The organism is Oxalicibacterium flavum (assembly GCF_014635065.1).
Taxonomy (GTDB): Bacteria; Pseudomonadota; Gammaproteobacteria; order Burkholderiales; family Burkholderiaceae_D; genus Oxalicibacterium; species Oxalicibacterium flavum.
In genome coordinates this window covers 151,120-175,329 of the sequence record NZ_BMCG01000001.1, presented here as the reverse complement: position 1 = coordinate 175,329, position 24,210 = coordinate 151,120, and the positions used below count along the sequence as shown (strand labels likewise).

Here is a 24,210-nt window from a genome sequence, read left to right as displayed (position 1 = left end):
GCCGTACAAGGACGGAAACTGATGGATAGTGAAATTCTGCTGGCCCAGCCGCGCGGCTTCTGCGCCGGCGTTGACCGCGCGATCGAGATCGTGGAGCGCGCGCTGGTCGAGTTCGGCGCGCCGATCTACGTGCGTCACGAGATCGTGCACAACGCCTACGTGGTCTCGGACCTGCGCAACAAGGGCGCGATCTTCATTGAGGAACTGGCCGACGTGCCGGCCGGCAACACCGTCGTGTTCTCCGCGCACGGCGTGTCCAAGGCGGTGCAGGAAGAAGCGAAGATGCGCGGCCTGCGCATCTTCGATGCCACCTGTCCGCTGGTGACCAAGGTACATATCGAGGTCGAAAAGATGCGGCGCGATGGCCGCGAGATCATCATGATCGGCCATGAGGGACATCCCGAGGTCGAGGGCACGATGGGGCAGACCGAGGATGGCATGCACCTGGTCGAGACGGTCGAGGACGTCGAGCGCCTGCAGGTCGCCAACCCCGACCTGGTGTCCTACGTGACGCAGACCACGCTGTCGATCGACGACACGGCCGACGTGATCGCCGCGCTGAAGGCGAAATTCCCCAACATCTCCGAGCCGAAGAAGGCCGACATCTGCTACGCCACCACCAACCGCCAGGAAGCGGTCAAGTTCATGGCGCCGCAGGTGGATGTGGTCATCGTGGTCGGCAGCCCCAACAGCTCCAACTCCAATCGCCTGCGCGAGGTCGCACGCAAGAAGGGGGTGCCGGCCTACATGGTCGACAACGCCTCGCTGATCGATCCGGCATGGCTGGAAGGTAAGCAGCGCATCGGCGTGACCGCCGGTGCCTCGGCGCCCGAGGTGCTGGTGCAGGCGGTGATCGACCGCCTCAAGGAATGCGGCGCCAAGAGCGTGCGTCCGCTCGAAGGCGTGGAAGAGAACGTGGTGTTCCCGCTGCCCAAGGGACTGGGCACGCGCGCGAAGGAAGCGTGAACCTGACGGGAACGTTCAGGCGGGCGCATCGTCGAACTCCACGATCCGCTGCGCATAAGCATATGCGGACAAGTTAGCGACGCCCATGGGATGCCTGGGTATAATCCGGGCCACTTTCAACCGCCATCACCGCCAGACGACAAGAATGAAGAGACCCGGCATGAGGACAATCCGAATCGCAATCGGGATCGACGCGACCACCGTTGCCGTCACGGGTTTCGGCGTGTAGCGGTTTCATTGCCAGCGGCACCTTGATCAACGTCAGGGTGCCGTTTTTGTTGGGTGGAACGGATATTGCGAGAACGCAGGTCCGGTTCCGCATCGGGAACGATCCCTGAGGAAAACGAACCATGGATATCTTCGTCCAGCAGCTCATCAACGGCCTCGTGCTCGGCAGCATGTATGCGCTGGTCGCGCTCGGCTACACCATGGTCTATGGCGTGCTGAACCTGATCAACTTCGCGCATGGCGACGTGCTGATGATCGGCGCCATGGCCGGCCTGACGATTCTCAACATGGTGGAATCGGTGGCGCCAGGCTTGCCGGGCATCGTCAAGCTCGTGATCGCCATCCTCGGCGCGATCCCGGTCTGCGTGATCGTCAACGTCTTCATCGAGCGCGTCGCCTATCGCCGCCTGCGCAATGCGCCGCGCCTGGCACCGCTGATCACGGCCATCGGTGTGTCCATCCTGCTGCAGACCATCGCGATGATGATCTGGGGCCGCAGCCCGATTCCGTTTCCGCAGGTGATGCCGTCCGAGCCGGTCGAGGTGGCGGGTGCGCTGATCTCGCCGACGCAGATCATGCTGCTGGTGCTGGCGGCCGCGGCGATGGGACTGCTGGCGCTGCTGATCGAGAAGACCAAGCTCGGCCGCGCGATGCGCGCCACTGCCGAGAATCCGCGCGTGGCGGGGCTGATGGGGGTCGATTCGAACCGCGTGATCGTCATGACGTTTGCCATCGGTGCCACGCTGGCCGCGATCGCCGGCGTCATGTGGGCCGCCAACTATTCGTCGGCGCAGTTCGCGATGGGCTTCGTGCCGGGCCTGAAGGCGTTCTCGGCCGCGGTGCTGGGCGGCATCGGCAACATCTATGGCGCCATGCTCGGCGGCATCCTGCTCGGCATCATCGAAAGCCTGGGCGCCGGCTACATCGGCGACCTGACCGGCGGCTTCCTCGGCAGCCACTACCAGGACATCTTCGCCTTCGTGGTGCTGATCATCGTGCTGACGCTGCGGCCGTCCGGCATCATGGGCGAACGCGTGCCGGATCGGGCATAGGGGCACAGGAGGAACGCGCATGGCCAACTACTTCGACACCGCCGCCAATCCGCGCAAGGCCTACGGCAGCCTGATCGCGCTGCTGGTCGTCGCGCTCGTGTTCCCGTTCGTGGCCCAGCACTTCGGCAATTCGTGGGTGCGCATCCTCGACCTGGCGCTGCTCTACATCATGCTGGCGCTCGGCCTGAACGTGGTGGTCGGCTTTGCCGGGCTGCTCGATCTCGGCTACATCGCCTTCTATGCGATCGGCGCCTACCTGACGGCGTTGCTGGCTTCGCCGCAGTTCGCGGTGGTGCTCGAATCCTTCGTCAACCAGTATCCGGTGATTGGCGAATCATTGATCGCATTGTTCGGGCCGGAGATCGCGCAGGACGGCATCCACCTGTCGCTTTGGATCATCGTGCCGATCGCGGCGCTGGTGGCCGGCATCTTCGGTGCGCTGCTCGGCGCGCCGACGTTGAAGCTGCGCGGCGATTATCTGGCGATCGTCACGCTCGGCTTCGGCGAGATCATCCGCATCTTCATGAACAACCTCAACGGCCCGGTCAACATCACCAACGGTCCGCAGGGCATCAACATGATCGATCCGATCCGCGTGTTCGGCGTCTCGCTGGCGGGCGAATCGGGCGGCCACGTGATGATCGGCAGCTATGCGATGCCGTCGGTCAACGCGCATTACTTCCTGTTCCTGCTGCTGTGCATTGCCATCATTTTCATCTCGGTGCGGTTGCAGAACTCGCGCCTTGGGCGTGCCTTCGTCGCGATTCGCGAGGACGAGATCGCGGCCAAGGCGATGGGCATCAACACGCGCAACGTCAAGCTGCTGGCGTTCGCGATGGGCGCGTCCTTCGGCGGCGTGGCGGGATCGATGTTCGCGTCCTTCCAGGGCTTCGTCTCGCCCGAATCGTTCTCGCTGACGGAATCGATCGCGGTGCTGGCGATGGTGGTGCTGGGCGGCATGGGCCACATTCCGGGCGTGGTGCTCGGCGGCCTGCTGCTGGCGGCGCTGCCAGAAGTGCTGCGGCACGGCGTGGAGCCGCTGCAGCGCACGCTGTTCGGCCACGTGATCGTTGATGCCGAGGTGTTGCGGCAACTGCTCTACGGCCTGGCGATGGTATTGATCATGCTGACGCGTCCGTCCGGCCTGTGGCCGGCGCCGCGCAGCGAAGACCGGCCGACCGCCGACGGCGAGGCCGGCAAGAAATCCACCGACGTGGTGGCGGTATAGACATGGGCATGATGCAAACAGCCAGCGACGACATCCTGCTCGAGATCGCCGGCGTCAGCAAACGCTTCGGCGGACTGCAGGCGCTGTCGGACGTCAACGTACGCATCCGGCGCGGACAGATCTACGGCCTGATCGGCCCGAACGGCGCCGGCAAGACCACCTTCTTCAATGTCATCACCGGCTTGTACCAGCCGGACAGCGGCAGCTTCCACCTGGACGGCAAGCCGTATTCGCCGTCGGCGCCGCACGAGGTTGCCAAGGCCGGCATCGCGCGCACCTTCCAGAACATCCGCCTGTTCGGCGACATGACCGCGCTCGAGAACGTGATGGTCGGGCGTCATGTGCGCACGCATCAGGGACTGTTCGGCGCGGTGTTCCATCACAAGGCGGCGCGCGAGGAAGAGGCGGCGATCCGCCAGCGTGCAATGGAATTGCTCGAGTTCGTCGGCATTGCATCGTTCGCCGCGCGTACCGCGCGCAACCTCTCGTACGGCGATCAGCGGCGATTGGAGATTGCGCGCGCGCTGGCGACCGATCCGCTGCTGCTCGCGCTCGACGAACCGGCAGCCGGCATGAACGCGACCGAGAAACTCGCGCTGCGCGAACTGCTGGTGCGCATCAAGGAAGACGGCAAGACCATTCTGCTGATCGAGCACGACGTCAAGCTCATGATGGGCTTGTGCGACCGCATCACCGTGCTCGATTACGGCAAGCCGATCGCCGAAGGCATTCCGGCCGAGGTGCAGAGCAACCCGGCCGTGATCGAAGCCTATCTGGGGAGCGGCCACTGATGACGAACCGCACCGTACTCAAGGTCGATGACCTGCGCGTGGCCTACGGCGGCATCCAGGCCGTCAAGGGCATCACGCTCGAAGTCAGGGAAGGCGAACTGATCACCCTGATCGGCGCCAACGGCGCCGGCAAGACCACCACGCTCAAGGCGATTACCGGCACGCTGCCGAACTGCCGCGTTGACGGGCATATCGAATACGACGGCAAGCCGCTCAAGGGTCTGCATTCGTTCGAACTCGTGCAGCGCGGCCTGGCGATGGTGCCGGAAGGACGCGGCGTCTTCACGCGCATGTCCATCCACGAGAACCTGCTGATGGGCGCCTATACGCGTAACGACAAGGCCGGCATCGCGGACGACATCGAGAAGTGGTTCGGCGTCTTTCCGCGCCTGAAGGAGAGGTCGGCGCAGATGGCCGGCACCCTGTCGGGCGGCGAACAGCAGATGCTGGCGATGGCGCGCGCGCTGATGAGCCATCCCAGGCTGTTGTTGCTCGACGAGCCGTCGATGGGCCTGGCGCCCATCATGGTCGAGAAGATCTTCGAGGTGATCCGCAGCGTTTCGGCACAGGGCATCACCATCCTGCTGGTCGAACAGAATGCGCGCCTCGCGCTGCAGGCCGCGCACCGCGGCTACGTGATGGAATCCGGCCTGGTCACCATGAGCGGCGAGGCGCATACGATGCTCGACGATCCGCGCGTGCGGCAGGCTTATCTCGGCGAAGGGTAGAGCGGCGAAACCGCCGCTGCGTAGCTTCCATTTTCTGGCGTTTCATTCCCGAGCATCGCGTTGACGATGCGGCATGCTCTTCTTGCGCTCTGCAGGACGGGGCTATCGGAAACGCGCCGCCATCACGCCAAATTGCGCCAAACTATCTTTCATGTGTTTAACAATGAATTCACCTACATGCCGGCTATTTCTGCCTAAGTGTTTTCAATTGATTGCAATTTCATTCTTCTGAATATGATTCAATCGGCCGCCATGGCGCGGGGAGGACCGCGCTTTCCGATTTTTCATCTTCAGGGAGCATGGAACAATGAAACAAGTAGGCGCGGAATTCTTTGGAACCTTCTGGCTGGTGCTCGGTGGCTGCGGCAGCGCGGTGCTGGCGGCAGCCTTTCCGGAAGTGGGCATCGGCCTGCTCGGCGTGTCGGCCGCCTTTGGCTTGACGGTGCTGACGATGGCCTTCGCCATCGGCCACATTTCGGGCTGCCATCTGAACCCGGCGGTGTCCATCGGCCTGTGGGCCGGCGGCAGATTCCCGGCGGCGCATCTGCTGTCTTATATCGTGGCGCAAGTGCTGGGCGGTATCGCGGCCGGCGGCGTGCTGTATGTGATTGCCAGCGGTGCACCCGGCTTCGATGTCAGCGCCGGTTTTGCCTCCAATGGTTACGGCGAACATTCACCCGGCGGTTATTCGCTGCTGGCGGCATGGGTGTGCGAAATCGTGATGACGGCCTTCTTCCTGCTGATCATCCTTGGTGCCACCGACAAGCGGGCGCCGGCCGGGTTTGCGCCGATTGCCATCGGTCTGGCGCTGACGCTGATTCATCTGATTTCCATTCCCGTTACCAACACCTCGGTCAATCCGGCGCGCAGCACGGGCGTGGCGCTCTTCGTCGGCGACTGGGCGGTCGCGCAACTGTGGCTGTTCTGGCTTGCGCCGATCGTCGGTGCGGTGCTGGGGGCAGGTATTTATCGTCTGCTGGGCGAGCAGCGCAATTAGTCTGCGCGGTATCCATCAGCCAGCAAGAATCCTCTCTTCGGAGAGGATTTTTTATGCGTGGACGAAGATGCGCCGGAAGAGGGTGCAATCGTGGTGCGTGATTGCCCGTTAATGGTGCATTGGCAGCGCTGAGTGGGAGCTCGCTGCAAAAAGTAGCAGGCACGCCATTTGCTGATCTGTTGTTGATGTGTGACATGTCAGATATGGTTTTCATCCCGATCTTGGCTGTCGTGCAGTAACGCAAGCAGCAGGATGCAAGCACCTTGACAATCCCGGTTATGAGGTCTAACTTGCTCAAAACTGACATGTCAGTGATAGGCATGCGGTTTTGAGGAGGCGGATTCCATAATTATTCCGGAGACAACTATGAATACGATCAATACTGCAACGCCCGGCCTGTCCGGCAAGACCAGATGGTGGCAACTCCTGTTCGGGGTGATCGCCATGATGGCCATCTCCAGCCCGCAATATGTATGGGCCCTGTTTACCACCGAACTGACCGCTTCTCTCAGTGCTACCTTGCCGGAAGTGCAGGTCACTTTTGCGATCCTGATCGTGGCGCAGACCTTTCTTTCTCCCTTCCAGGGTTTCCTCGTCGATAAGTTCGGGCCGCGCCTGCTGCTGTCGCTCGGTGCGATCCTGACTGCGCTGAGCTGGATTCTTGCGGCGCAGGTGTCCGGCGTGTGGGGACTGTATCTGACCTACGGCCTGCTAGGCGGCGTCGGCACCGGCATCATCTATGTCGGCGTGGTCGGCCTGATGGTGCAGTGGTTTCCGGACAAGCGCGGCTTCGCGGTCGGCATGGTGGCGGCGGGCTATGGCTTTGGCGCGATCCTGACGACGTTTGCCATCTCGGCCAGCATCAAGTCTTCGGGCGTGCCGAGCACGTTGATGACCTTCGGCCTGATTCTTGGCGTGGTCGGCTTCCTCGCTGCACAGGGCATGCGCCGTCCGAAGTCGAACGAGGTGGCGACACTGGTCGAAAAATACAAATCGTCGGGTGCCAACACGGAGTCGGCCTACAGCTATCGTCCGCAGCAGATGCTGAAGAAACCGGTGTTCTGGCTGATGTTCATCATGATGACGATGATGTCGACCTCGGGCCTGATGGTGATCTCGCAGATGGGTGCCTTCGCCAAGGACTTCGGCGTGCACGACGCAATGGTGTTCGGCATGGCGGCGCTGCCGCTGGCGCTGACCATCGACCGTTTCGCCAATGGCCTGACACGTCCGTTCTTCGGCTGGGTGTCCGACCGCATCGGCCGCGAGAACACGATGTTCATCGCCTTCGGCATGGAAGGCGTGGCGATGACGCTGTGGCTGATGACCTCGGACAACCCGGTGCTGTTCGTGCTGCTGTCGGGCGTGGTGTTCTTCGGCTGGGGCGAGATCTTCTCGCTGTTCCCGTCGATCCTGACCGATACCTTCGGCACCGGCCATGCCACCACCAACTACGGTTTCCTGTACATGGCACAGGGTGTCGGTTCGGTGCTCGGTGGCCCGCTGGCAGCCATGATGCATGATGCGACCGGTTCCTGGACACCGGTGTTCGTCACCGTCATCTGCATGGATTTCCTGACCGCGTTCCTCGCCATCATCATCCTCAAGCCGATGCGCCGTCGCTTCCTGTCGGACACCAAGGCTCTGGCGTCGGGCACGGCGGCAATGCCCGCGGCGCAAGCGTAAGAGGCGCGCGCTCCTGAAATGACGGGAAGTGCAGGCCTGCCCTTCCCATTCGATCAACAACCGGAAAGAAGTTTTATGCTCAATACGATTTACTCCACGCGCGGCATGGCTGTGGCGCCGCATTCCCTCGCTGCCCAGGCGGCACTGTCCGTGCTGCGTGAAGGCGGCAATGCGATCGAGGCCATGCTGGCAGCGGCTTCGACCATCGCGGTGGTCTATCCGCACATGAACGGCATCGGCGGCGACGGCTTCTGGGTGGTGTCGGAGCCCGGCAAGCCGGTGCAGGCGATCGAGGCGTGTGGTGTGGCGGCTGCGGCAGCGTCCATCGATTTCTATGCACAGCGCAAGCTCGACGCGATTCCGATGCGCGGCCCGCTGGCAGCCAACACGCTGGCCGGGACCGTCGGCGGCTGGCAGCAGGCGCTGGACATCAGTGCGACGTGGGGCGGTTCGCTACCCTTGTCGCGTCTGCTCGGTGACGCGATTCACTATGCCGAAGCCGGTATTCCGGTCACGCCGTCGCAGTTCGCGAGCACCTCGGTCAAGCTGCCGGAACTGGTCGGACAGCCCGGTTTTGCCGATACCTTCCTGGTCGACGGCAAGCCGCCGCAGGCTGGCAGCCGCTTCATCCAGAAACGCATGGGGCAGACTCTGCGCGCACTGGTCGAACAGGGGCTCGACAGCTTCTATCGCGGCGAACTGGCACAGGAGATCGCACGCGATCTGGCGGATGTCGGCAGCCTGATCACGCTGCAGGATCTGAACGATTACCGCGCACGCACAGTGCAGCCCGTGCATCTGCAACACAGCCTCGGCGACCTCTACAACATGGCGCCGCCGACGCAGGGACTGATCTCGCTGATCATCCTCGGCATTCTCGACCGGCTGGAGATCGGCAAGTACGAGGAAGACAGCCTCGAATACGTACATCTGGTGGTGGAGGCGACCAAGCAGGCCTTCGCCGTGCGCGATCGTTATGTGACCGATCCCGATCACATGACCATCGATCCGCAGGAATGCCTGACGGATGCCTTCCTCAAGCCGTATGTGGAAGCCATTCGTCTCGACAAGGCGCTGCCATGGGGGCAGGGCAAGGGGCCGGGCGACACGATCTGGATGGGCGTGATCGACGACGAAGGACGCGCGGTGTCCTTCATCCAGAGCATCTATCACGAGTTCGGCAGCGGCGTGGTGCTGCCGCGCACCGGCATCAACTGGCAGAACCGCGGTTGCTCGTTCTCGCTCGATGCCTCGCACATCAATGCACTGCTGCCGGGCAAGAAACCGTTCCACACGCTCAATCCGGCGCTGGCGCGCTTCAAGGATGGCCGCACCATGGTCTATGGCACGATGGGGGGCGACGGTCAGCCGCAAACGCAGGCGGCCGTGTTCACACGTTATGCGGTGTTCGGGCAACCGGTGCAGCAGGCCGTCACCGCGCCGCGCTGGCTGCTGGGACGCACCTGGGGGCAGAGCTCGGATTCGCTCAAGCTCGAAAGTCGCTTCTCGCCGGAGATCGTGGCCGGTCTGCAGGCGCTTGGCCATGAGGTCGATGTGATCGGAGCCTACGACGAAATGGTCGGACACGCGGGCGCCATCGTGCGTTCTGCCGACGGCCTGTTCGAAGGCGGTGCCGATCCGCGCAGCAACGGCGTGGTGGCCGGATACTGATCCGGCAATAGTGCAGCGGCAGGGCAGGCGACCGCATGGCCGTCTGCCTGCTGCGCAATTCTACAGACCGCCCATGAACTGCAAGGTCTTGCGCGTGTATTCCTCGACGTAATCGATCAGACTGTCCGACGCCTCGCGCGCGCCGGGTTCGTCGTTGGCGGCAATCGCGCGCGCAATGGCCGCATGCAGTTGCGACACGCGCGTCAGGTCGCCGAAGCGCTTGAAGTGCAGGTACCAGAAACGCCGTGTCTGCGCCTCGATCGGGCCGATGGCGTATGAGACGTATTTGTTCTGCGCGGTTTCGATGCACAGACTGTTGAAGTCGCGATCGGTTTCGATGAAGATGTTGCCGTCGTTCTCGCGCGCGGCACGTTCGAAGCCGTCGGCCAGTTGCAGGAACACCTTGCGCTGATCTTCCATCGCGAGCCGGGCGGCGCGGCCGGCGATGATCTTTTCCAGTTCGCGGCGCACTTCGATCATGTTGAGCTGATCGGCAAGATCGATCTCGGAAACGATCACGCCCGAGCGCGGCAGAATCTTGACGTTGCCCTCGATCGCCAGCCGCTGCAGCGCTTCGCGCAGCGGCGTGCGGCCGAAGCCGAGCGAGCGGTTCAGCGCCTTCTCCGAAATCTTGCTGCCGGGCGGCAGCTTCAGGGTCACGATCATTTCTTCCAGGATGCGATAGGCCATCTGCGCCTGATTCTCGCCATTGCCTGCCATTTCCGACTGCAGCGCCTTGATTTGTTCTTCCGTGATCATTGTCTCAACCTGTTTTATATGCCTGTCATCGTGATGCAACGGGTGCTGGGACGAGGACAAGCATTTTGCATGCCGGTATGCAAGGATTATACGGTTGCTCCCTGTTCAAATGCCAATCACGCGCGGCAAAGTTGCGACGCGTACCGCAATGGCATAATGGCCGTCACGATCATCTGAGGAGCTTTCATGTCTTTCGTCATTCCAGCCGTGCCGCAGCCAACGCTCCCCGTGGCCGGCAGCGAGGCGCAGTTTCCCGTCCATCGCATCTATTGCGTGGGCCGCAATTATGTCGATCACGCCATCGAAATGGGCGCCACCGGCCGCGAGCCGCCGTTCTTTTTCATGAAGCCGGGCGATGCCGTGTTCCCCGTCCAGTATGGAGAGGAAGCACAGCTGCCGTATCCGGACAAGACGGAGGATTACCAGTTCGAACTTGAACTGGTGGTGGCGATCGGCAAGGGCGGACGCAACATCAAGGCCGCCGATGCGCTCGACCACGTGTGGGGTTATGCGATCGGTCTCGACATGACGCGCCGCGACCTGCAGGGCGAGGCCAAGAACCTGCGTCGTCCGTGGGATACCGGCAAGGCATTCGAACAGTCTGCACCGGTCGGTCCGGTGCATCCGGCGGCGGAAGTCGGGGCAGCCGGCGCACGCAGCATTACGCTGCGCGTCAACAATGAAACGCGGCAGCACAGCACGGTCGACAAGATGATCTGGAACATCGAGGAAATGATCGAATATCTGTCGGAGTATTTCACGCTGCAGCCTGGTGACCTGATCCTGACCGGTACGCCGGCCGGTGTCTCCGCGGTGCAAAAGGGCGATCGCATGGAATGCAGCATCGAGGGCCTTGGTACCCTGAACATCGCGATCGTGTAGGAAGAAACGAGATGCAAAAAAAGCCCGCAGCGATGCGGGCTTTTTTATCGCCGGGCCGTCCCAAGATAAAAGCGTTCCCTCGGGGGGCCGGGCAAGACTGTAGGGCTTGACCGAGGGGTCTTTTTTAATGGGCCGGCACCCGGAACGTGCCTGCCGGTGGCGATCAGTAGCGATAGACGCGATTGTTCTCGACACGCACGCGGTCGCCCACGCGCAGGTCGGCTACGCTTTCCTGCACGACACTGAAGTAACCGCCATTGTCGCCGCGAATGTTGATCTGATAGGCCTCGCGCACACCCTGACGGCTTTTCTGGATGTTGTTGCCCACCACGGCACCGCCGACTGCACCGGCAGTCGTGGCGACGGCGCGGCCGCTGCCCTTGCCGACCTGGTTGCCCAGCACGCCGCCGACCACGCCGCCGATGATGGCGCCGCCGACACCGCGGCTATCGACTTCCTGCTGCACGATCTGGATCGAATCGATCACGCCATAAGCCGCGTTATACGCCGGTTGTTGCGACGCCGGATAGCGGGCCGCGCCCGGATCGTTGTAGCTGGGAGAAGAGGCGCAACCCGCCAGAACGGCGACCGATGCGATGACGGCTGCAGCCATGTTTCTGTTTGTCTTCATGATGACTCCTTCCGTAGTGAGGTTGCCTCAAGGGTAGGAGCAAAAATGCGCATGCTCGGTGCGCTAACGTACCCAGGCATATCGCCGGTTCTCAATGCCCGCGTGCATGTTGCAGTTGGTCCATATCGCGACGTTTCGCTCTTGTCCGTCGGATTTTCGCGCGACAGGGGGGCGCATTCGCATCTTCCCGATCTGCTCGTGAAGAATGTTTTTCGCATATTCAACTTCGTTTTTATTCGTTTCTTGCGCTTGGGCTTTCTTATATTCTTTTTTTCATTCCACGGCGCATCGTCGTCGGCTATCGACATCAAGGAGCAGCACATGAACGCACCATTTCGCAATCCCGGCCCGGCCGTTTCGGCAGAAGCGACGCTGCCGCCGCCGTCCAAGGATGGCGTGACGCCGTCGCAAGCGTGGTCTCTTTTCTCCAGCGGTCAGGCGGTACTGGTGGATGTGCGCACGGCGGAAGAACGTGCCTTCGTCGGCTACGTGCCGGACAGCGTGCACGTGCCATGGGCAACCGGCACCAGCCTGACGCGCAACCCGCGCTTCGTGCGCGAGCTCGAGAACAAGGTCGGCCGCGACAAGACCATCCTGCTGCTGTGCCGCAGCGGCAAGCGCTCAACGCTGGCTGCCGAAGCCGCGATCAAGGCTGGCTTCACCGAAGTGTTCAATGTGCTCGAAGGCTTCGAGGGCGAACTCGACGACAGCCAGCATCGCGGCCGCCGCGACGGCTGGCGCTACCACGACCTGCCGTGGGTGCAGGACTGAACGACATCGCACGACGCAGCGCACATTGCAGCGCGCATCGCGTTGTACTTCTCCCTCCGCTTCCACGATAGAACAGCATGAGCCAGGTCTTGCCGCATCCCGCAGAAACATCTCCCTCCATCGACATCGAATCACGCACCGGCGGTCTGTTCGAGATCGACCGTGTCGTGCGCGAACTGGCCGAAGTGCGGCAACGCTGGCGCGAGGCGCAGCATCGCTCCACCGAACCCGGCGGACGCGAGCTGCCGTCGCATGCGGCGCTGTCGGCAATCATGGCCGACCTGCGTGGCGCGCTGTTTCCGATGCGGCTCGGGCCGCTCGAGCTGCGCCAGGAAAGCGAGGACTTCTACGTTGGCCACACGCTGGATTCGGTGCTGCATTCGCTGCTGGCGCAGGTGCGGCTCGAACTGAACTACGCGGCGCGCCAGCAGCGCGCAGCGCTGACCGGCGTCGATGAACTGGCGGTGCGCATCGTGCGCGACTTCTCGCGTTCGCTGCCGACGATACGCAGCCTGCTCGACAGCGACGTCACCGCTGCCTACCAGGGCGATCCGGCCGCGCGCAGCGTCGATGAAGTGCTGCTCTGCTATCCGGGCATCCTGGCGATGATCCATCATCGCGTCGCCCATCGCCTCTATCTGCTCGGCGTGCCGCTGCTGGCGCGCATCGTGGCCGAGCTCGCGCATGGCGAGACCGGCATCGACATCCATCCGGGTGCCACCATCGGCGCCGGTTTCTTCATCGACCACGGCACCGGCGCGGTGATCGGCGAGACCTGCGTGATCGGCCAGCGCGTGCGCATCTACCAGGCCGTCACGCTCGGTGCCAAGCGCTTCCCGCGCGAAGCCGACGGCACCTTGCAGAAGGGCTTGCCGCGTCATCCGCTGGTGGAGGACGACGTCGTCATCTATGCCGGCGCCACGGTGCTGGGCCGCGTCACCATCGGCCGCGGTGCGGTCATCGGCGGCAACACATGGATCACGGCCGACGTGCCGCCCGGCAGCAACGTCACGCAGGCAACCTCGCAGCAGGGACGCGGCGATCCTGCGGCCGCTTCGCTCTGAGGTCGGCCATGGAGAAACTGTGCACGAGTTTCGGGCTGACCGTGCGTCAGCTGCGCGAGGCGCGCGGCTGGTCGCAGGAGGTGCTGGCGGAAAAGGCGCATCTGAATCGCTCGTACGTCGGCGACGTCGAGCGCGGCAATGCGGTGCCGTCGCTGGTCACGCTGGAAAAGATCGCGGTGGCGATGGGACTGAAGATATCCGACCTGCTCGTGCATTGCGAAAAGCTGCGCGGCCTGCAGGCTGTCTATAACCTCAACTTGGCGGCTATAGCCTGTTGAAAGCGCTGGCGCGGGCGACCACACTCCACCCGATTCGTTGTCCTTTTCATTTTCTTTATTGATACGGAAATTCCATGGCAAAGACCGCTCCCACGCAATCGGCGCTCGGCGACAACGCAGCGCGCCAGCTAGCCAACGCAACCAAGACCGTCCCGCAGCTGTCGATCATCACGCCGCGCTGGCTTACGCATCTGCTGCAATGGGTGCCGGTCGAAGCCGGCATTTATCGCGTCAACCAGGTGCGCAATCCGGAGTCGATCAAGGTCACCTGCACATCGCGCGAAGAAGAGAATCAACTGCCGCGCACCTTCGTAGACTACGAGGAAAATCCGCGCGAGCACTACCTGAACGCGGTCTCCACCGTGCTCGACGTGCACACGCGCATTTCCGATCTCTACAGCAGCCCGCACGACCAGATCAAGGAACAGCTGCGCCTGACGATCGAGACCATCAAGGAAAACCAGGAAAGCGAACTCATCAACAACCCGGACTACGGCCTGCTGGCGCAGGTGGACGAAGAGCAGCGCATCTTCCCGCTGACCGGCGCGCCGACACCCGACGATCTCGACGAACTGCTGACTCGCGTCTGGAAGGAGCCGGCCTTCTTCCTCGCGCATCCGCTCGCGATCGCCGCCTTCGGCCGTGAAGCGACGCGCCGCGGCACGCCGCCGCCGACGGTCAGCCTGTTCGGTTCGCAGTTCATCACCTGGCGCGGCATTCCGCTGATCCCGTCCAACAAGGTTCCGGTGGCCGACGGCAAGAGCAAGATCATCCTGCTGCGCGTGGGCGACAAGCGCCAGGGCGTGGTCGGCCTCTACCAGCCGGGCCTGGCAGGCGAGCAGAGTCCGGGCCTGTCGGTGCGCTTCATGGGCATCAACAACCAGGCGATCGCCTCCTACCTGATCTCGCTGTATTGCTCGCTCGCGGTGCTGACGCCCGACGCGCTGGCCGTGCTCGACGATGTCGAAGTCAACAAGTACCACGACTATCCGGACACCTACCGATAGGCCGCGCCCATGAGCACACCTCATCCTTCGCACGGCGACCTGCCGCCGGTGCAGGGCGCGCCCATCGCTCCGGAGCTGCTGTCGCAGATGGTCAATGCGCTGTTCGCGGCCCTGCCCGGCGATGGCGGCGCGGTAGCTGCGGCCAGCCCGGCCGGCGTACCGCACACGCCGCCGGCGTCGGTGCCCGGCATCGGCCAGGTGTCGCCGCTGCCCGGCGTGCAGTCGCCGGTCAACATCGCGCCGCCGGGTTCGCCGCTTGCGAGTCCGGCCGGCTTCGGCCCGTCCGTACCCGGCACGGCGATCCCGCAAGGCGTGCTGCCCGGCACCAACCTGATACCGGCTTCGCCGACGCCGCTGCCATCGCTTGCCAACAGCGCACCGTCGCTGCTGCCGCACGCGCTGGCACCCAATGGCGTGCCGGATACCGTACTCACCGCCTTGCCGGCTTACGAGCCGCGCTTCGGCAGTGCGGTACAGGGCGTGCCGCAGGCACATGTGCCAAGCCCGTCGGCCGTCGCGGTACCCGATTCCGCTGCCACCCATGCCGCATCGCCGTACTACTTTTTGCAGCATGCGCAATCCTCGCCCTCGCGCCACGACACGGGCAGTGCGCTGGCCGGCGGCGATATTCTCGACCAGCTCGCGAGTCAGCCGTTTGCGCAGGCAGGTGGCAGCGACGTGCGCGAACTGCTGGGTGCTTCGCCGGATACGGCCGCTGCCAGGGCATCGGCGACACCATCGAGCGAGCCCAGGTATTACTTCGTCGATTCGGTGGTGCTGCCCAGCGGCACCGTCACGCCGGCCAAGCCGCATCCGCATGGTGCGGTGCCGCCGGCCGATCACAGCCGCCATCCGGCATTCGATGTACATGCGGTGCGGCGCGACTTTCCGGTGCTGGCCGAGCGCGTCAACGGCCGCCAGCTCGTCTGGTTCGACAATGCCGCGACCACGCACAAGCCGAAGGCGGTGATCGACCGCATCAGCGCTTTCTACGAGCACGAGAATTCGAACATTCACCGCGCCGCTCATGAACTGGCAGCGCGCGCGACCGATGCCTACGAAGGTGCGCGGCAGCGCGTGAAGAACTTCATCAATGCGCCGGACGTCAACGAGGTCATCTTCGTGCGCGGCACAACCGAGGCGATCAACCTGGTCGCAAAAAGCTGGGGCGCGCAGCACGTGGGCGAGGGCGACGAGATCATCGTCTCCAACCTCGAGCATCACGCCAACATCGTGCCGTGGCAGCAACTCGTGGCCGCCAAGGGCGCGAAGCTGCGCGTGATCCCGGTGGACGATTCGGGGCAGGTATTGCTCGACGAATACCGCAAGCTGCTCAACGACCGTACGAAGATCGTGTCCGTCACGCAGGTGTCGAACGCGCTCGGCACCGTGGTGCCGGTCAAGGAGATCGTCGAGCTTGCGCATCGTGCAGGCGCAAAGGCATTGGTCGATGGCGCGCAGTCGGTTTCGCACATGCGCGTCGATGTGCAGGATATCGGCGCCGACTTCTTCGTGTTCTCGGGCCACAAGGTGTTCGGCCCGACCGGCATCGGCGCGTTGTGGGGCAGGCGCGAGGTGCTGGAAGACATGCCTCCGTGGCAGGGAGGCGGCAACATGATCGCCGACGTGACTTTCGAGAAAACCGTGTTCCAGCCGATTCCGAACAAGTTCGAGGCCGGTACCGGCAATATTGCGGACGCGGTCGGCCTCGGTGCCGCGATCGATTACGTCAACCGCATCGGCATCGAGAACATCGCGCGCTACGAGCACGAGCTGTTGGTTTACGGCATGCAGCACCTGGCCGCGATCAAGGGCGTGCGCCTGATCGGCACCGCCGCCGACAAGGCCAGCGTGATGTCCTTCGTGCTCGACGGCTATTCGACGGAAGAAGTCGGCAAGGCGCTCAACGAGGAAGGCATCGCGGTACGTACCGGCCACCATTGCGCGCAGCCGATCCTGCGCCGCTTCGGCGTCGAAACCACGGTGCGGCCTTCACTGGCGTTCTACAACACCTTCGACGAGATCGACCGGCTGGTGGCGGTGGTGCAGCGGCTGGCCGGGCAGCGTGCCTTGTCGGCGCGGTAGTCTCGTTTTTCCTCTCATGAACGCCATGCCTGTGCATGGCGTTTTTTATGCGTGGCGAAAGCGATGCGTTTCTGTCGCGGCTCCTGCATACTGCGGTTTTCAACGCGCGTTTCATCGTCAACGCGCCATTCCCGCAGCGGAAAGGAAAGCCATGGCATTACTCGCACGCATCGGCGGCTGGGCCAGGATCGTCAGGCGCGACGGCCTGACGCTGTGGTTCGCGGTACGTCATCCGGGCGTGCCGTGGTATGCCAAGGCGCTCGGCTTCGTGGCGGTCGCCTATGCTCTGAGCCCGATCGACCTGATTCCCGATTTCATCCCGATACTGGGCATGCTGGACGACCTGGTGATCCTGCCTGCGCTGATCTGGGTCGTGCTGAAGCTGATTCCGTCGCGCGTGCTCGACGAATGCAGGACGCGCGCCGAACAGTGGATACGCGACAAGAAGCACAAGGTCGTCAGCTGGGTCGGCGGTGCGGTGATCGTGGCGATCTGGATCGCGATCATCGTGGCCGTATGGCGCGCGTGGATAGGACCTTGGCTGGCGGCGTAAGCGCCGGAAGTTCTAGCCGAGCCGGCGCATCGCGCGCGCTTCAACGAGTTCTTCCATCGGTCCCGTTTCCATCTCCACCATCTTGCACAGGCGCGCCACGTCCCAGGTGGCGCCGGTCAGGATCATGCGCGTCTGCAGTTCCCCGAATACGCGCTCGCTGACGTCGTTGCCAAGATGGCGCAGGCGTTTTTCGCGCAAATCCACGAAGATCAGGCCGTAGCTGTTGCCCAGCTTGCGCCACAGCGCATGCGCACCGGCCGATTGCCGCGCGCCCGAGATCAGGCAGCGCCCGGCATCCAGCCACCAGCGATAGACGGCACTGGCGATGCCGCGGCGCTGGTAGGCCGTGGCGTATTTCGAGTGCGTGGAACGCAGGTAGCGGTCCTGGCGCCGGTTGAGTTCGACCATGCGCTTGAAGACGGTGTAGCCGGCCAGGCGGCCGCGCAGTGTGTCTTCGGCATAGACGTAATACTCGCCATCGGATTCGCGGTAGCGGAACACGAGTCCGGGAAACGGCGCGTCGATCTCGATAGTCGGCAGATCGTACAGCAGGTCGCCGGGACGCTTGAGGCGGCGGTAGAGCATCTCGAGCTCCCGCTCGACTTCGGCCGGCGGCAGCAGGACGTCGATGCGCAGCGCGAGCGGGCGCAACGCGAAGGAGAAAAACGGAAAAGGGGCGGACAGGGCGTGCATGGGAATTCCTCGGCGGATGATGAAGAGACGGGTGTGAATGCGTGCGTGCGCATCAGACCGGCGTGCTGCCGGCCCACCAGCCGCTCATCAGGCGCGCGGGTTTGGAACGGGCGCACACTCGCGCGCTCGCTTCCCAGGCCTCGAACTGAACGATCAATCCTGCATAGATGCCATAGCCTTCTCCGGCCACGATGTCCTCGTGCGCCAGCAGGCTTTCCCCGGCCTTGATGCTGCCGCCGGCATCTATCGATTCGCCACAGCGTATGCCCCAGCCGGCCTCCAGATGGCGCGCGCATGCGATCCCGGCACCGGTGTCGAGACCCTGGCCTATGCGGATGCTGTCGTGACCGGTCACACTGCCGCCCGCGCGCAGGCTGCGCTCGCAGCGCAGTTCGCCGGTGACGATCACGTCCTGGCCGACAGTGATGCCGTTGCCGACGGTCAGCGCATCGCCGCAGAACAGCGCGCGTTCGACGCGCAATTCGCCGTCGCAGCGCAGCTTGTCCTGCACCTCGATGCTCCAGCCGGAGCGGATGTCGCCGCCGGCCGTCAGTGTGCCTTCGGAACGAATGCCGTCGCCGGCGCGAATGTCCTCGCCGGCCGTGATCGCTCGGCCCGCGCGTATGCCGCCGCCGCTGCGGATCGCACGTCCGGCGCGCAGCACGCTGCCGACCTCGATGCTGCCGCGCACTTCCAGCGTGCCGGCGAAGACGATGGCCTCGGCATCGATGGCATCCACCTGCAGCACCGCATCGGTCGGGCCGAACTGGTCGAGCAGCCAGCAGGCATCGTCGATGCGACCATCCTCGACCAATGCGTCGAGCAGCGGCTGGTAGTCGCTGCCCTGCGCGTGATGGCGCAGGAACCAGCGAAAGCCTTCGGCGCACGGCCGCTTGTTCTTGATGAAGTTACGGGTCAGGTCCATGGCGATGCTCCCGTCGGGAAGATCATGTCCAGGGCCTTGCCACTGCGTTCCGGAAGCAGGCCCGCGTGCGCGGTAGAGGACGGGTGGCGCGATTCGCCACGCTCCGCGCACGCGGCATGCGCATCGAAGAGACGACGATAGGAGAAGGCGGTGGAGCCGGGCCGATGGACGTGCCCGCTCCGGACAGGCGCAAGCCTGCCGCGAGTGATGGTCGAAAACATGAAAGTATCCCGAAGCGCAGCCGGAACCGCGAACGGCCGGCCGCTATCGCGCCTGGCTTAAGCCCGGCGATGGATGTGGTGCGCTATGAAAAAGGGGAGGAGTATCGCCGGGCTCAGGAATCTGCTGCCGGTTGGAGGGCATGGCGGATGCCCATCGATTTGCGCACGTGCGCGCACAGGCCGGTCGCAGGCGACAGCTTGATGGCAGACGTGACAAAGGAAGGAACAAACGTTGGCATGGCCCGAAGTGTAGGCGATTGTGGCGCGCAGGTCAAACCGGCGGCCGTGCGCCTCACCCGCTTCACTGGTTCATGCCATGGCCCGCGGCCGTGTCGCGGCGCGGGCTTTCGTGCGCTATGAGGCGTCAAGTGTCAGGGCGTCAGTACTACCTTGCGGCAATCCTCTTCCTTCTTGTCGAAGATGCGATAGCCCTCGGCCGCATCCTCGAGCTTGAGGCGATGGCTGATGATGACGTCCGGATGCAGCCGGCCTTCCTCGATCAGTTGCAGCAGTTCGGGCATGAATTTCTGCACGTGTGTTTGTCCCATGCGAATCGTCAGGCCCTTGTCGAACGCGTCGCCGAACAGGAAGCCGTGGATGAAGCCGGTATAGACGCCGGGCACGCTGATGACGCCGCCGCGCCGCACGGCCGCGATGCATTGGCGCAGGGCTGCGCCGCTGCTGCCTTCGAGCTTGATGTCGGTCAGCACCGTTTCCAGCGCGCTGCCCTTGGCCTCGAAGCCGACTGCGTCGATCACCGCATCCACGCCGCGATAACCGGTGTTGGCGATGATGATCTCGGCCGGGTCTTCGTCGTCGAAGTCGATGGTGTGCACGCCGTATGCCTGCCGCGCGAACTCGAGACGGTACGGATGGTGGTCAACCATGAAGATGGTTTCGGCACCGAGCATGCGTGCGCAGGCGGCACTCATCAGGCCGACCGGACCGGCGCCGAAGATCGCCACCGTGGAGCCGCGCGTGACGCCGGCGTTGACCACGGCCTGATAGCCGGTCGGCAGGATGTCGCTGAGGAACAATACCTTTTCGTCGGCCAGCGAGGTCGGTACCTTGAACGGGCCGACGTTGGCCTTGGGCACGCGCACGTATTCGGCCTGTCCACCGGGAACGCCGCCGTAAAGCCGGCTGAAGCCGAACAGCGCGGCGGGCGGTTTGATCTTTTTCTTGTTGAGCGCGCCGCCGGGGCCGGGATTGGTGGTCTCGCATGCCGAATATTGCTCGAGTGCACAGAAGAAGCAACTGCCGCAGGCGATGACGAAAGGCACGACCACGCGGTCGCCCTTGGCGACTGCCGTCACCGCGCTGCCCGCATCCTCAACGATGCCCATGAATTCATGTCCGAAGATGTCGCCGTCCTCGACAGTCGGTACCTTGCCGCGATACAGGTGCAGGTCCGAGCCGCAGATCGCGGTGGCGGTGACGCGCAGGATGATGTCGTCCGGCTGCTCGATGACGGGATCGGGAACGGTTTCTACACGGACATCCTTGCTGCCTTGATAGGTGAGGGCGCGCATGCTTTCTCCTTGTCGGTTTTTTGTCTGATACCGACTTTAGAGATGGGCGCTCGGTCACGCTATCGGACAACAGAGCGCATGCATGTCAGACAACGAAGGAAGGCAGGCGAAATTGGAGCGCACACGCTGTAAGCCATGGCACAGCGCGCAAGAAGCGTGGGCTTGTGCTCAGGATTTTTCGATCAGGTCATTCCCTTTGTGCAATTCGGAGAACTCCTGCCGCAGGCGCTTCAGGTCTTCGTCCGACAGGTCTTCGAGCCGGATCATCATGGTGCGCGCACCCTTGACGGCGCGGATCAGCTCGTCGAGTTTCAGTTGCGTGCATTCGGCATCGCGGTTCTGCGCATGCTGGATCAGGAACACCATGAGGAAGGTGATGATGGTGGTGCCGGTATTGATCAGCAGTTGCCAGGTGTCGGAGAAATGGAACAGTGGACCGCTGACGGCCCACGCGAGCACGATGACGACGGCGACGATGAAGGTCCACGAAGAACCGACCATATCGGCAGCCGCGGTGGAAATGCGGCGAAACAGATCCTGCATGATGGCCTCCTTATTCTTCCGTCACTTCCTGGCCGGCGACGGTACGCAGCTTGTGATGCTGGCGCTCGATGTTTTCGAGCGCATAGACCGTGGCTTCCTCGCGGATTTCGTTGCGCGAGCCATCGAATTTCAGTTTTTCGGTGAAGGTGTGGATGCCGTCCGCGGTCTTGAAGGACCAGGCGATGCACACGGTGCCGACCGGCTCCTCGCCGTTGCCGGCAGAGGGGCCGGCGACGCCGGTGGTGGCGATGCCGAGGTTGGCATGCGCGAGCGCCAGCGCGCCTTCCGCCATGTCGCGTGCGACTTCTTCGCTGGTCAGTCCATAGGTGTCGATGATGGCTTCATCGACTTCCAGGCAGTCGATCTTCGCTTCTTCCGAATAGGTGACGAAGGCGGCGTCCAGCCACGCGCCGCAGCCCGGCGGTTCGGCCAGAGTGGAGGCGATCAGCCCCGCCGTGCAGGATTCCGCCGTCACCACCTTCAATCCTTCTTCCGCCAGATAGCTGACTACGCCGTCCAGACTGTCCCGATTCATGCCGGCCTCCTGTGCAATTGTCTTCGGCGCCGTTTTACGAACGGACGCCTGCGGTAACTCCTGTTGTTCGTTGCTGCATCATCGCAAAGCGTATGACGCGTTACGAAGGGACTTCGATCGGCGCCGGTACCAGTGGCGGCGTCACCGGCAGTGCGCGCTTGTGCGCCGTCAGCCGGTACTGCGCGAGGATGCGGTCGCGCGACGCCACATCGATCGGCTTGCCTTCCAGGAAATCGTCGATCTCGTCGTAGCGCACGCCAAAGGCCAGTTCGTCCGGCTTGAGCGGCACCAGGCTTTCGAGGTCGGCGGTCGGCACCTTGAAGACGAGGGAGTCCGGCGCGCCGGCGGCCGCGACCAGGGCGCGCACCTGGCGCTTGTTGAGGCCGGTCAGCGGCGCGGCATCGCAGGCGCCGTCGCCATGCTTGGTGAAGAAGCCCATCAGCGCTTCGGCCGCCTGATCGGTGCCGATCACCAGTCCGTAGGTCGCGCCGGCGACCGCGTATTGCGCGATCATGCGCTGGCGCGCCTTGATGTTGCCGAGGGTGAAGTCTTCGTGGCCGGCGTCGAGGAAGCTTGTGCCGCCGGCCTTGAGCGCTGCCAGCATGCCGTCGCTGGCGGGTTGGATGTCCACCATCATCGTGGTGTCGGGACGGATGAAGGCGAGCGCCTGCTGCGCGTCCGCTTCGTCGCGCTGCACGCCGTAGGGCAGGCGCATGGCGATGAAGCGCGCGTCGTGGCCCTGGCTGCGCGCGCGCTGTGCGGCCTGCTGGCACAGATAGCCGGCGGCCAGCGAATCGACGCCGCCGCTGATGCCCAGTACTAGACTCCTGCGCCCGTTCGCGATCAGCAGATCGCACAGGAAACGGATCCTGCGTTCGCGCTCGGCCTCCACGTCAATGTTCTTCTGCGTGCCGAGCCGGGTGATGATGTCTTCCTGTTCAGTCATGCCTGTCCTGTCCGTGTTGAATGATGCAGCCGGCCGGCTGCAGGGAGATCAGCGCTGCGCGTGCAGCTTCTCGGCCATCTCGAGATGGTGCTGGATGGTCGGAGCCAGCTTGTCGGCCAGCGCCTTCAGGTCCGGGTCCCTGGCTTCGCTGCTGATCTTGCCGACCAGCGCCTTGGCTTCCTTGTGATCGCTCACGCCCGCTTGCGCGATGTACTCCTTGTCGAACTGCGCGCCGTCGAGCGCCTTGAGTCTGGTCAGCGCAGCCTTGTGCTTGTCATCGGCGGTGACGGGTAGCTTGACCTGCCTGGCCTTTGCGAGCGCATTGACTTCCTGCAATGCCTTGGAATGGTCGGTCTGCATTTGGCGTGCAAAGTTCTTCACGTCCTGGTCGGTGGATTTGTCTTGTGCGAGCTTGGCGACTTCGATCTCCGCGATGTTGGCCTGGGCGAGTTGTTCCATGAGATTGCGGTCGTTGTTGTGGACCGCGGACGTTGCCGATGCCTTGGCAGCCTTGTCGGCGGCGCAGGCAAAGCCGATGGTGCCGACGGCCAGCAGGGCCAGTACGGCGATCTTGGTGTGCATGCGAATCGGATACATGGTCGTCTCCTGAAAATGGTTTGATGAGGATCGATGCTAAGGCGTCGGTGCGAAATGCTAAGTTCGGCGGCGTACATAACCGGCAGCTTCCTCGTGTGGAGGACGCCGGTAATGCAGGAGAGGAGCAGATAGAGGCGCGGTGCCGAGCTAGGCATGCGGCAGCGGAATTGATGCAGGGCATCTCCGGCTGCTGCCATGAGGAAACGATTGCGCGGATTGGTGGCGAGGCGGTCATGGCAGACCGCCACCGGAGGAAGGGGAGAAAGGGGGTGAAGGAAGGGCGTCAGCGAGCCGCGGGCATCTTGTATTCGACGACCTTCTTCGCATCCATGCTGTAGCCACTGATGCCCATCGACGAATCCGAGCGCTTCACCTGCAGCGTGCCGCTGACCCAGACCGCCGACATGGTGTTCAGCGGTACTGGCTTGGGGGTCTTGACCTGGATGATCTGGTTGGCAGGCGGCGGCGGCAGATGGACGCAGGCGCCGAAGTACGGCACCAGCAGGAATTCGACCACGCCGCCCTTGATCTGGTCCAGCGGCACCAGGTAACCCGGCAGCTTGACGCGGCGGCCGTTCATGGCGGCCACCGTCGGTGCGTTGTCCCAGACTTCGCGCATGCGCTCGTAGAACTCGGCCACTTTGGGATCGCTGTCCGGCAATTCCATGACCTTCTCCATGCCCTTGAACGGCTTGGACGGATCCCAGTCCTTGGGCACCAGATCGTCCCAGTCGATTTCCGGGTATTCCTGCGCATGGACCAGGCCGGAGCCGGCCGCCAGCAGGCCGGCCAGCATCAGGCGCCGCCGCAGCGGAAATTTCACATCGTTGTTCGACATCGT

General features: G+C 63.6%; 25 protein-coding genes. 15 read left to right on the top strand and 10 right to left on the bottom strand.

The window, feature by feature from the left end:
- Positions 1 to 21 precede the first annotated feature (21 nt).
- From ispH to IEV38_RS00730, 8 genes are all read left to right on the top strand, one after another.
- Complete coding sequence (gene ispH / locus IEV38_RS00765) at positions 22 to 966, top strand: 4-hydroxy-3-methylbut-2-enyl diphosphate reductase (RefSeq protein ID WP_188394267.1); 945 nt, start codon at positions 22 to 24, stop codon at positions 964 to 966.
- Between the two features lie 350 nt (positions 967 to 1,316).
- A complete protein-coding gene (locus IEV38_RS00760; RefSeq protein ID WP_188394266.1) occupies positions 1,317 to 2,246 on the top strand; it encodes a branched-chain amino acid ABC transporter permease in 930 nt (309 codons plus the stop codon).
- A gap of 19 nt (positions 2,247 to 2,265) precedes the next feature.
- Positions 2,266 to 3,474, top strand: a complete 1,209-nt coding sequence (locus tag IEV38_RS00755; protein WP_188394265.1) for an ABC transporter permease subunit — start codon at positions 2,266 to 2,268, stop codon at positions 3,472 to 3,474.
- An 11-nt stretch (positions 3,475 to 3,485) separates the two neighbouring features.
- Positions 3,486 to 4,265 carry an ABC transporter ATP-binding protein gene (locus IEV38_RS00750; RefSeq protein ID WP_188394767.1) on the top strand — a complete coding sequence of 260 codons (780 nt, stop codon included), beginning with the start codon at positions 3,486 to 3,488 and terminating at the stop codon, positions 4,263 to 4,265.
- Positions 4,265 to 4,993, top strand: coding sequence for an ABC transporter ATP-binding protein (locus IEV38_RS00745; protein ID WP_371869812.1), 729 nt, complete (start codon positions 4,265 to 4,267; stop codon positions 4,991 to 4,993). The genes IEV38_RS00750 and IEV38_RS00745 overlap by 1 nt, the downstream gene beginning before the upstream one ends.
- Positions 4,994 to 5,300: 307 nt before the next feature.
- On the top strand, positions 5,301 to 5,990 hold the full coding sequence (gene aqpZ, locus IEV38_RS00740) for an aquaporin Z (RefSeq protein WP_188394264.1): 690 nt from the start codon (positions 5,301 to 5,303) through the stop codon (positions 5,988 to 5,990).
- 366 nt (positions 5,991 to 6,356) lie between these two features.
- Positions 6,357 to 7,676 carry an oxalate/formate MFS antiporter gene (gene oxlT, locus IEV38_RS00735; RefSeq protein ID WP_188394263.1) on the top strand — a complete coding sequence of 440 codons (1,320 nt, stop codon included), beginning with the start codon at positions 6,357 to 6,359 and terminating at the stop codon, positions 7,674 to 7,676.
- 75 nt (positions 7,677 to 7,751) lie between these two features.
- Complete coding sequence (locus tag IEV38_RS00730; RefSeq protein ID WP_188394262.1) at positions 7,752 to 9,347, top strand: gamma-glutamyltransferase family protein; 1,596 nt, start codon at positions 7,752 to 7,754, stop codon at positions 9,345 to 9,347.
- Positions 9,348 to 9,407: 60 nt separating this feature from the next.
- Here IEV38_RS00730 and IEV38_RS00725 read toward each other — a convergent pair whose 3' ends face one another.
- Positions 9,408 to 10,106 carry a GntR family transcriptional regulator gene (locus IEV38_RS00725; RefSeq protein WP_188394261.1) on the bottom strand — a complete coding sequence of 233 codons (699 nt, stop codon included), beginning with the start codon at positions 10,104 to 10,106 and terminating at the stop codon, positions 9,408 to 9,410.
- 186 nt (positions 10,107 to 10,292) lie between these two features.
- On the opposite strand from IEV38_RS00725, the gene IEV38_RS00720 reads away from it, so the two are divergent.
- The gene (locus IEV38_RS00720) at positions 10,293 to 10,988 is read left to right on the top strand and encodes a fumarylacetoacetate hydrolase family protein (protein WP_188394260.1); all 696 of its coding nucleotides are present in this window, start codon (positions 10,293 to 10,295) and stop codon (positions 10,986 to 10,988) included.
- Positions 10,989 to 11,151: 163 nt separating this feature from the next.
- Here the strand turns inward: IEV38_RS00720 and IEV38_RS00715 are convergent, their stop codons facing one another.
- Positions 11,152 to 11,619 (bottom strand): glycine zipper 2TM domain-containing protein, encoded by a 468-nt coding sequence (locus IEV38_RS00715; protein WP_188394259.1) that lies wholly within the window; start codon positions 11,617 to 11,619, stop codon positions 11,152 to 11,154.
- A gap of 321 nt (positions 11,620 to 11,940) precedes the next feature.
- On the opposite strand from IEV38_RS00715, the gene IEV38_RS00710 reads away from it, so the two are divergent.
- The 6 genes from IEV38_RS00710 to IEV38_RS00685 all read left to right on the top strand — a co-directional run bounded on the left by IEV38_RS00710 (position 11,941) and on the right by IEV38_RS00685 (position 17,377).
- Complete coding sequence (locus IEV38_RS00710; RefSeq protein WP_188394258.1) at positions 11,941 to 12,390, top strand: rhodanese-like domain-containing protein; 450 nt, start codon at positions 11,941 to 11,943, stop codon at positions 12,388 to 12,390.
- 77 nt (positions 12,391 to 12,467) lie between these two features.
- Positions 12,468 to 13,454, top strand: a complete 987-nt coding sequence (epsC, locus tag IEV38_RS00705) for a serine O-acetyltransferase EpsC (RefSeq protein WP_188394257.1) — start codon at positions 12,468 to 12,470, stop codon at positions 13,452 to 13,454.
- Positions 13,455 to 13,462: 8 nt separating this feature from the next.
- Positions 13,463 to 13,732, top strand: a complete 270-nt coding sequence (locus IEV38_RS00700; protein ID WP_188394256.1) for a helix-turn-helix domain-containing protein — start codon at positions 13,463 to 13,465, stop codon at positions 13,730 to 13,732.
- Positions 13,733 to 13,806: 74 nt separating this feature from the next.
- Positions 13,807 to 14,739 carry a family 2A encapsulin nanocompartment shell protein gene (locus IEV38_RS00695; RefSeq protein ID WP_188394255.1) on the top strand — a complete coding sequence of 311 codons (933 nt, stop codon included), beginning with the start codon at positions 13,807 to 13,809 and terminating at the stop codon, positions 14,737 to 14,739.
- Between the two features lie 9 nt (positions 14,740 to 14,748).
- A complete protein-coding gene (locus IEV38_RS00690; protein WP_229728481.1) occupies positions 14,749 to 16,824 on the top strand; it encodes a family 2A encapsulin nanocompartment cargo protein cysteine desulfurase in 2,076 nt (691 codons plus the stop codon).
- A 151-nt stretch (positions 16,825 to 16,975) separates the two neighbouring features.
- Positions 16,976 to 17,377, top strand: coding sequence for a YkvA family protein (locus IEV38_RS00685; RefSeq protein ID WP_188394254.1), 402 nt, complete (start codon positions 16,976 to 16,978; stop codon positions 17,375 to 17,377).
- Between the two features lie 12 nt (positions 17,378 to 17,389).
- Here IEV38_RS00685 and IEV38_RS00680 read toward each other — a convergent pair whose 3' ends face one another.
- From IEV38_RS00680 to IEV38_RS00645, 8 genes are all read right to left on the bottom strand, one after another.
- On the bottom strand, positions 17,390 to 18,070 hold the full coding sequence (locus IEV38_RS00680) for an N-acetyltransferase (RefSeq protein WP_188394253.1): 681 nt from the start codon (positions 18,068 to 18,070) through the stop codon (positions 17,390 to 17,392).
- 52 nt (positions 18,071 to 18,122) lie between these two features.
- The gene (locus IEV38_RS00675; protein WP_188394252.1) at positions 18,123 to 18,995 is read right to left on the bottom strand and encodes a FapA family protein; all 873 of its coding nucleotides are present in this window, start codon (positions 18,993 to 18,995) and stop codon (positions 18,123 to 18,125) included.
- Between the two features lie 592 nt (positions 18,996 to 19,587).
- Positions 19,588 to 20,748, bottom strand: coding sequence for a zinc-dependent alcohol dehydrogenase (locus tag IEV38_RS00670; RefSeq protein WP_188394251.1), 1,161 nt, complete (start codon positions 20,746 to 20,748; stop codon positions 19,588 to 19,590).
- A gap of 168 nt (positions 20,749 to 20,916) precedes the next feature.
- On the bottom strand, positions 20,917 to 21,291 hold the full coding sequence (locus tag IEV38_RS00665) for a low affinity iron permease family protein (protein ID WP_188394250.1): 375 nt from the start codon (positions 21,289 to 21,291) through the stop codon (positions 20,917 to 20,919).
- Positions 21,292 to 21,301: 10 nt separating this feature from the next.
- Positions 21,302 to 21,826 carry a CinA family protein gene (locus IEV38_RS00660; RefSeq protein WP_188394249.1) on the bottom strand — a complete coding sequence of 175 codons (525 nt, stop codon included), beginning with the start codon at positions 21,824 to 21,826 and terminating at the stop codon, positions 21,302 to 21,304.
- A gap of 100 nt (positions 21,827 to 21,926) precedes the next feature.
- Positions 21,927 to 22,772: an NAD(+) synthase gene (nadE, locus tag IEV38_RS00655; protein ID WP_188394248.1), complete on the bottom strand. Its 846-nt coding sequence runs from the start codon at positions 22,770 to 22,772 to the stop codon at positions 21,927 to 21,929.
- Between the two features lie 48 nt (positions 22,773 to 22,820).
- Positions 22,821 to 23,369 carry a DUF4142 domain-containing protein gene (locus IEV38_RS00650; RefSeq protein ID WP_188394247.1) on the bottom strand — a complete coding sequence of 183 codons (549 nt, stop codon included), beginning with the start codon at positions 23,367 to 23,369 and terminating at the stop codon, positions 22,821 to 22,823.
- 283 nt (positions 23,370 to 23,652) lie between these two features.
- Positions 23,653 to 24,207, bottom strand: coding sequence for a DUF3299 domain-containing protein (locus IEV38_RS00645; RefSeq protein WP_188394246.1), 555 nt, complete (start codon positions 24,205 to 24,207; stop codon positions 23,653 to 23,655).
- Positions 24,208 to 24,210: the final 3 nt, after the last annotated feature.

Bases quoted from the DNA above. Each gene is read 5' to 3' on its own strand.
- aqpZ (WP_188394264.1), top strand. From the start codon at position 5,301: ATGAAACAAGTAGGCGCGGAATTCTTTGGAACCTTCTGGCTGGTGCTC.
- IEV38_RS00690 (WP_229728481.1), top strand. From the start codon at position 14,749: ATGAGCACACCTCATCCTTCGCACGGCGACCTGCCGCCGGTGCAGGGC.
- IEV38_RS00675 (WP_188394252.1), bottom strand. From the start codon at position 18,995: ATGGACCTGACCCGTAACTTCATCAAGAACAAGCGGCCGTGCGCCGAA.
- IEV38_RS00720 (WP_188394260.1), top strand. From the start codon at position 10,293: ATGTCTTTCGTCATTCCAGCCGTGCCGCAGCCAACGCTCCCCGTGGCC.
- ispH (WP_188394267.1), top strand. From the start codon at position 22: ATGGATAGTGAAATTCTGCTGGCCCAGCCGCGCGGCTTCTGCGCCGGC.
- IEV38_RS00715 (WP_188394259.1), bottom strand. From the start codon at position 11,619: ATGAAGACAAACAGAAACATGGCTGCAGCCGTCATCGCATCGGTCGCC.
- IEV38_RS00755 (WP_188394265.1), top strand. From the start codon at position 2,266: ATGGCCAACTACTTCGACACCGCCGCCAATCCGCGCAAGGCCTACGGC.
- IEV38_RS00685 (WP_188394254.1), top strand. From the start codon at position 16,976: ATGGCATTACTCGCACGCATCGGCGGCTGGGCCAGGATCGTCAGGCGC.
- IEV38_RS00760 (WP_188394266.1), top strand. From the start codon at position 1,317: ATGGATATCTTCGTCCAGCAGCTCATCAACGGCCTCGTGCTCGGCAGC.
- IEV38_RS00750 (WP_188394767.1), top strand. From the start codon at position 3,486: ATGCAAACAGCCAGCGACGACATCCTGCTCGAGATCGCCGGCGTCAGC.
- IEV38_RS00700 (WP_188394256.1), top strand. From the start codon at position 13,463: ATGGAGAAACTGTGCACGAGTTTCGGGCTGACCGTGCGTCAGCTGCGC.
- IEV38_RS00695 (WP_188394255.1), top strand. From the start codon at position 13,807: ATGGCAAAGACCGCTCCCACGCAATCGGCGCTCGGCGACAACGCAGCG.
- IEV38_RS00650 (WP_188394247.1), bottom strand. From the start codon at position 23,369: ATGTATCCGATTCGCATGCACACCAAGATCGCCGTACTGGCCCTGCTG.
- IEV38_RS00725 (WP_188394261.1), bottom strand. From the start codon at position 10,106: ATGATCACGGAAGAACAAATCAAGGCGCTGCAGTCGGAAATGGCAGGC.
- IEV38_RS00730 (WP_188394262.1), top strand. From the start codon at position 7,752: ATGCTCAATACGATTTACTCCACGCGCGGCATGGCTGTGGCGCCGCAT.
- IEV38_RS00670 (WP_188394251.1), bottom strand. From the start codon at position 20,748: ATGCGCGCCCTCACCTATCAAGGCAGCAAGGATGTCCGTGTAGAAACC.
- IEV38_RS00665 (WP_188394250.1), bottom strand. From the start codon at position 21,291: ATGCAGGATCTGTTTCGCCGCATTTCCACCGCGGCTGCCGATATGGTC.
- epsC (WP_188394257.1), top strand. From the start codon at position 12,468: ATGAGCCAGGTCTTGCCGCATCCCGCAGAAACATCTCCCTCCATCGAC.
- IEV38_RS00710 (WP_188394258.1), top strand. From the start codon at position 11,941: ATGAACGCACCATTTCGCAATCCCGGCCCGGCCGTTTCGGCAGAAGCG.
- IEV38_RS00745 (WP_371869812.1), top strand. From the start codon at position 4,265: ATGACGAACCGCACCGTACTCAAGGTCGATGACCTGCGCGTGGCCTAC.
- IEV38_RS00680 (WP_188394253.1), bottom strand. From the start codon at position 18,070: ATGCACGCCCTGTCCGCCCCTTTTCCGTTTTTCTCCTTCGCGTTGCGC.
- IEV38_RS00645 (WP_188394246.1), bottom strand. From the start codon at position 24,207: ATGTCGAACAACGATGTGAAATTTCCGCTGCGGCGGCGCCTGATGCTG.
- oxlT (WP_188394263.1), top strand. From the start codon at position 6,357: ATGAATACGATCAATACTGCAACGCCCGGCCTGTCCGGCAAGACCAGA.
- IEV38_RS00660 (WP_188394249.1), bottom strand. From the start codon at position 21,826: ATGAATCGGGACAGTCTGGACGGCGTAGTCAGCTATCTGGCGGAAGAA.
- nadE (WP_188394248.1), bottom strand. From the start codon at position 22,772: ATGACTGAACAGGAAGACATCATCACCCGGCTCGGCACGCAGAAGAAC.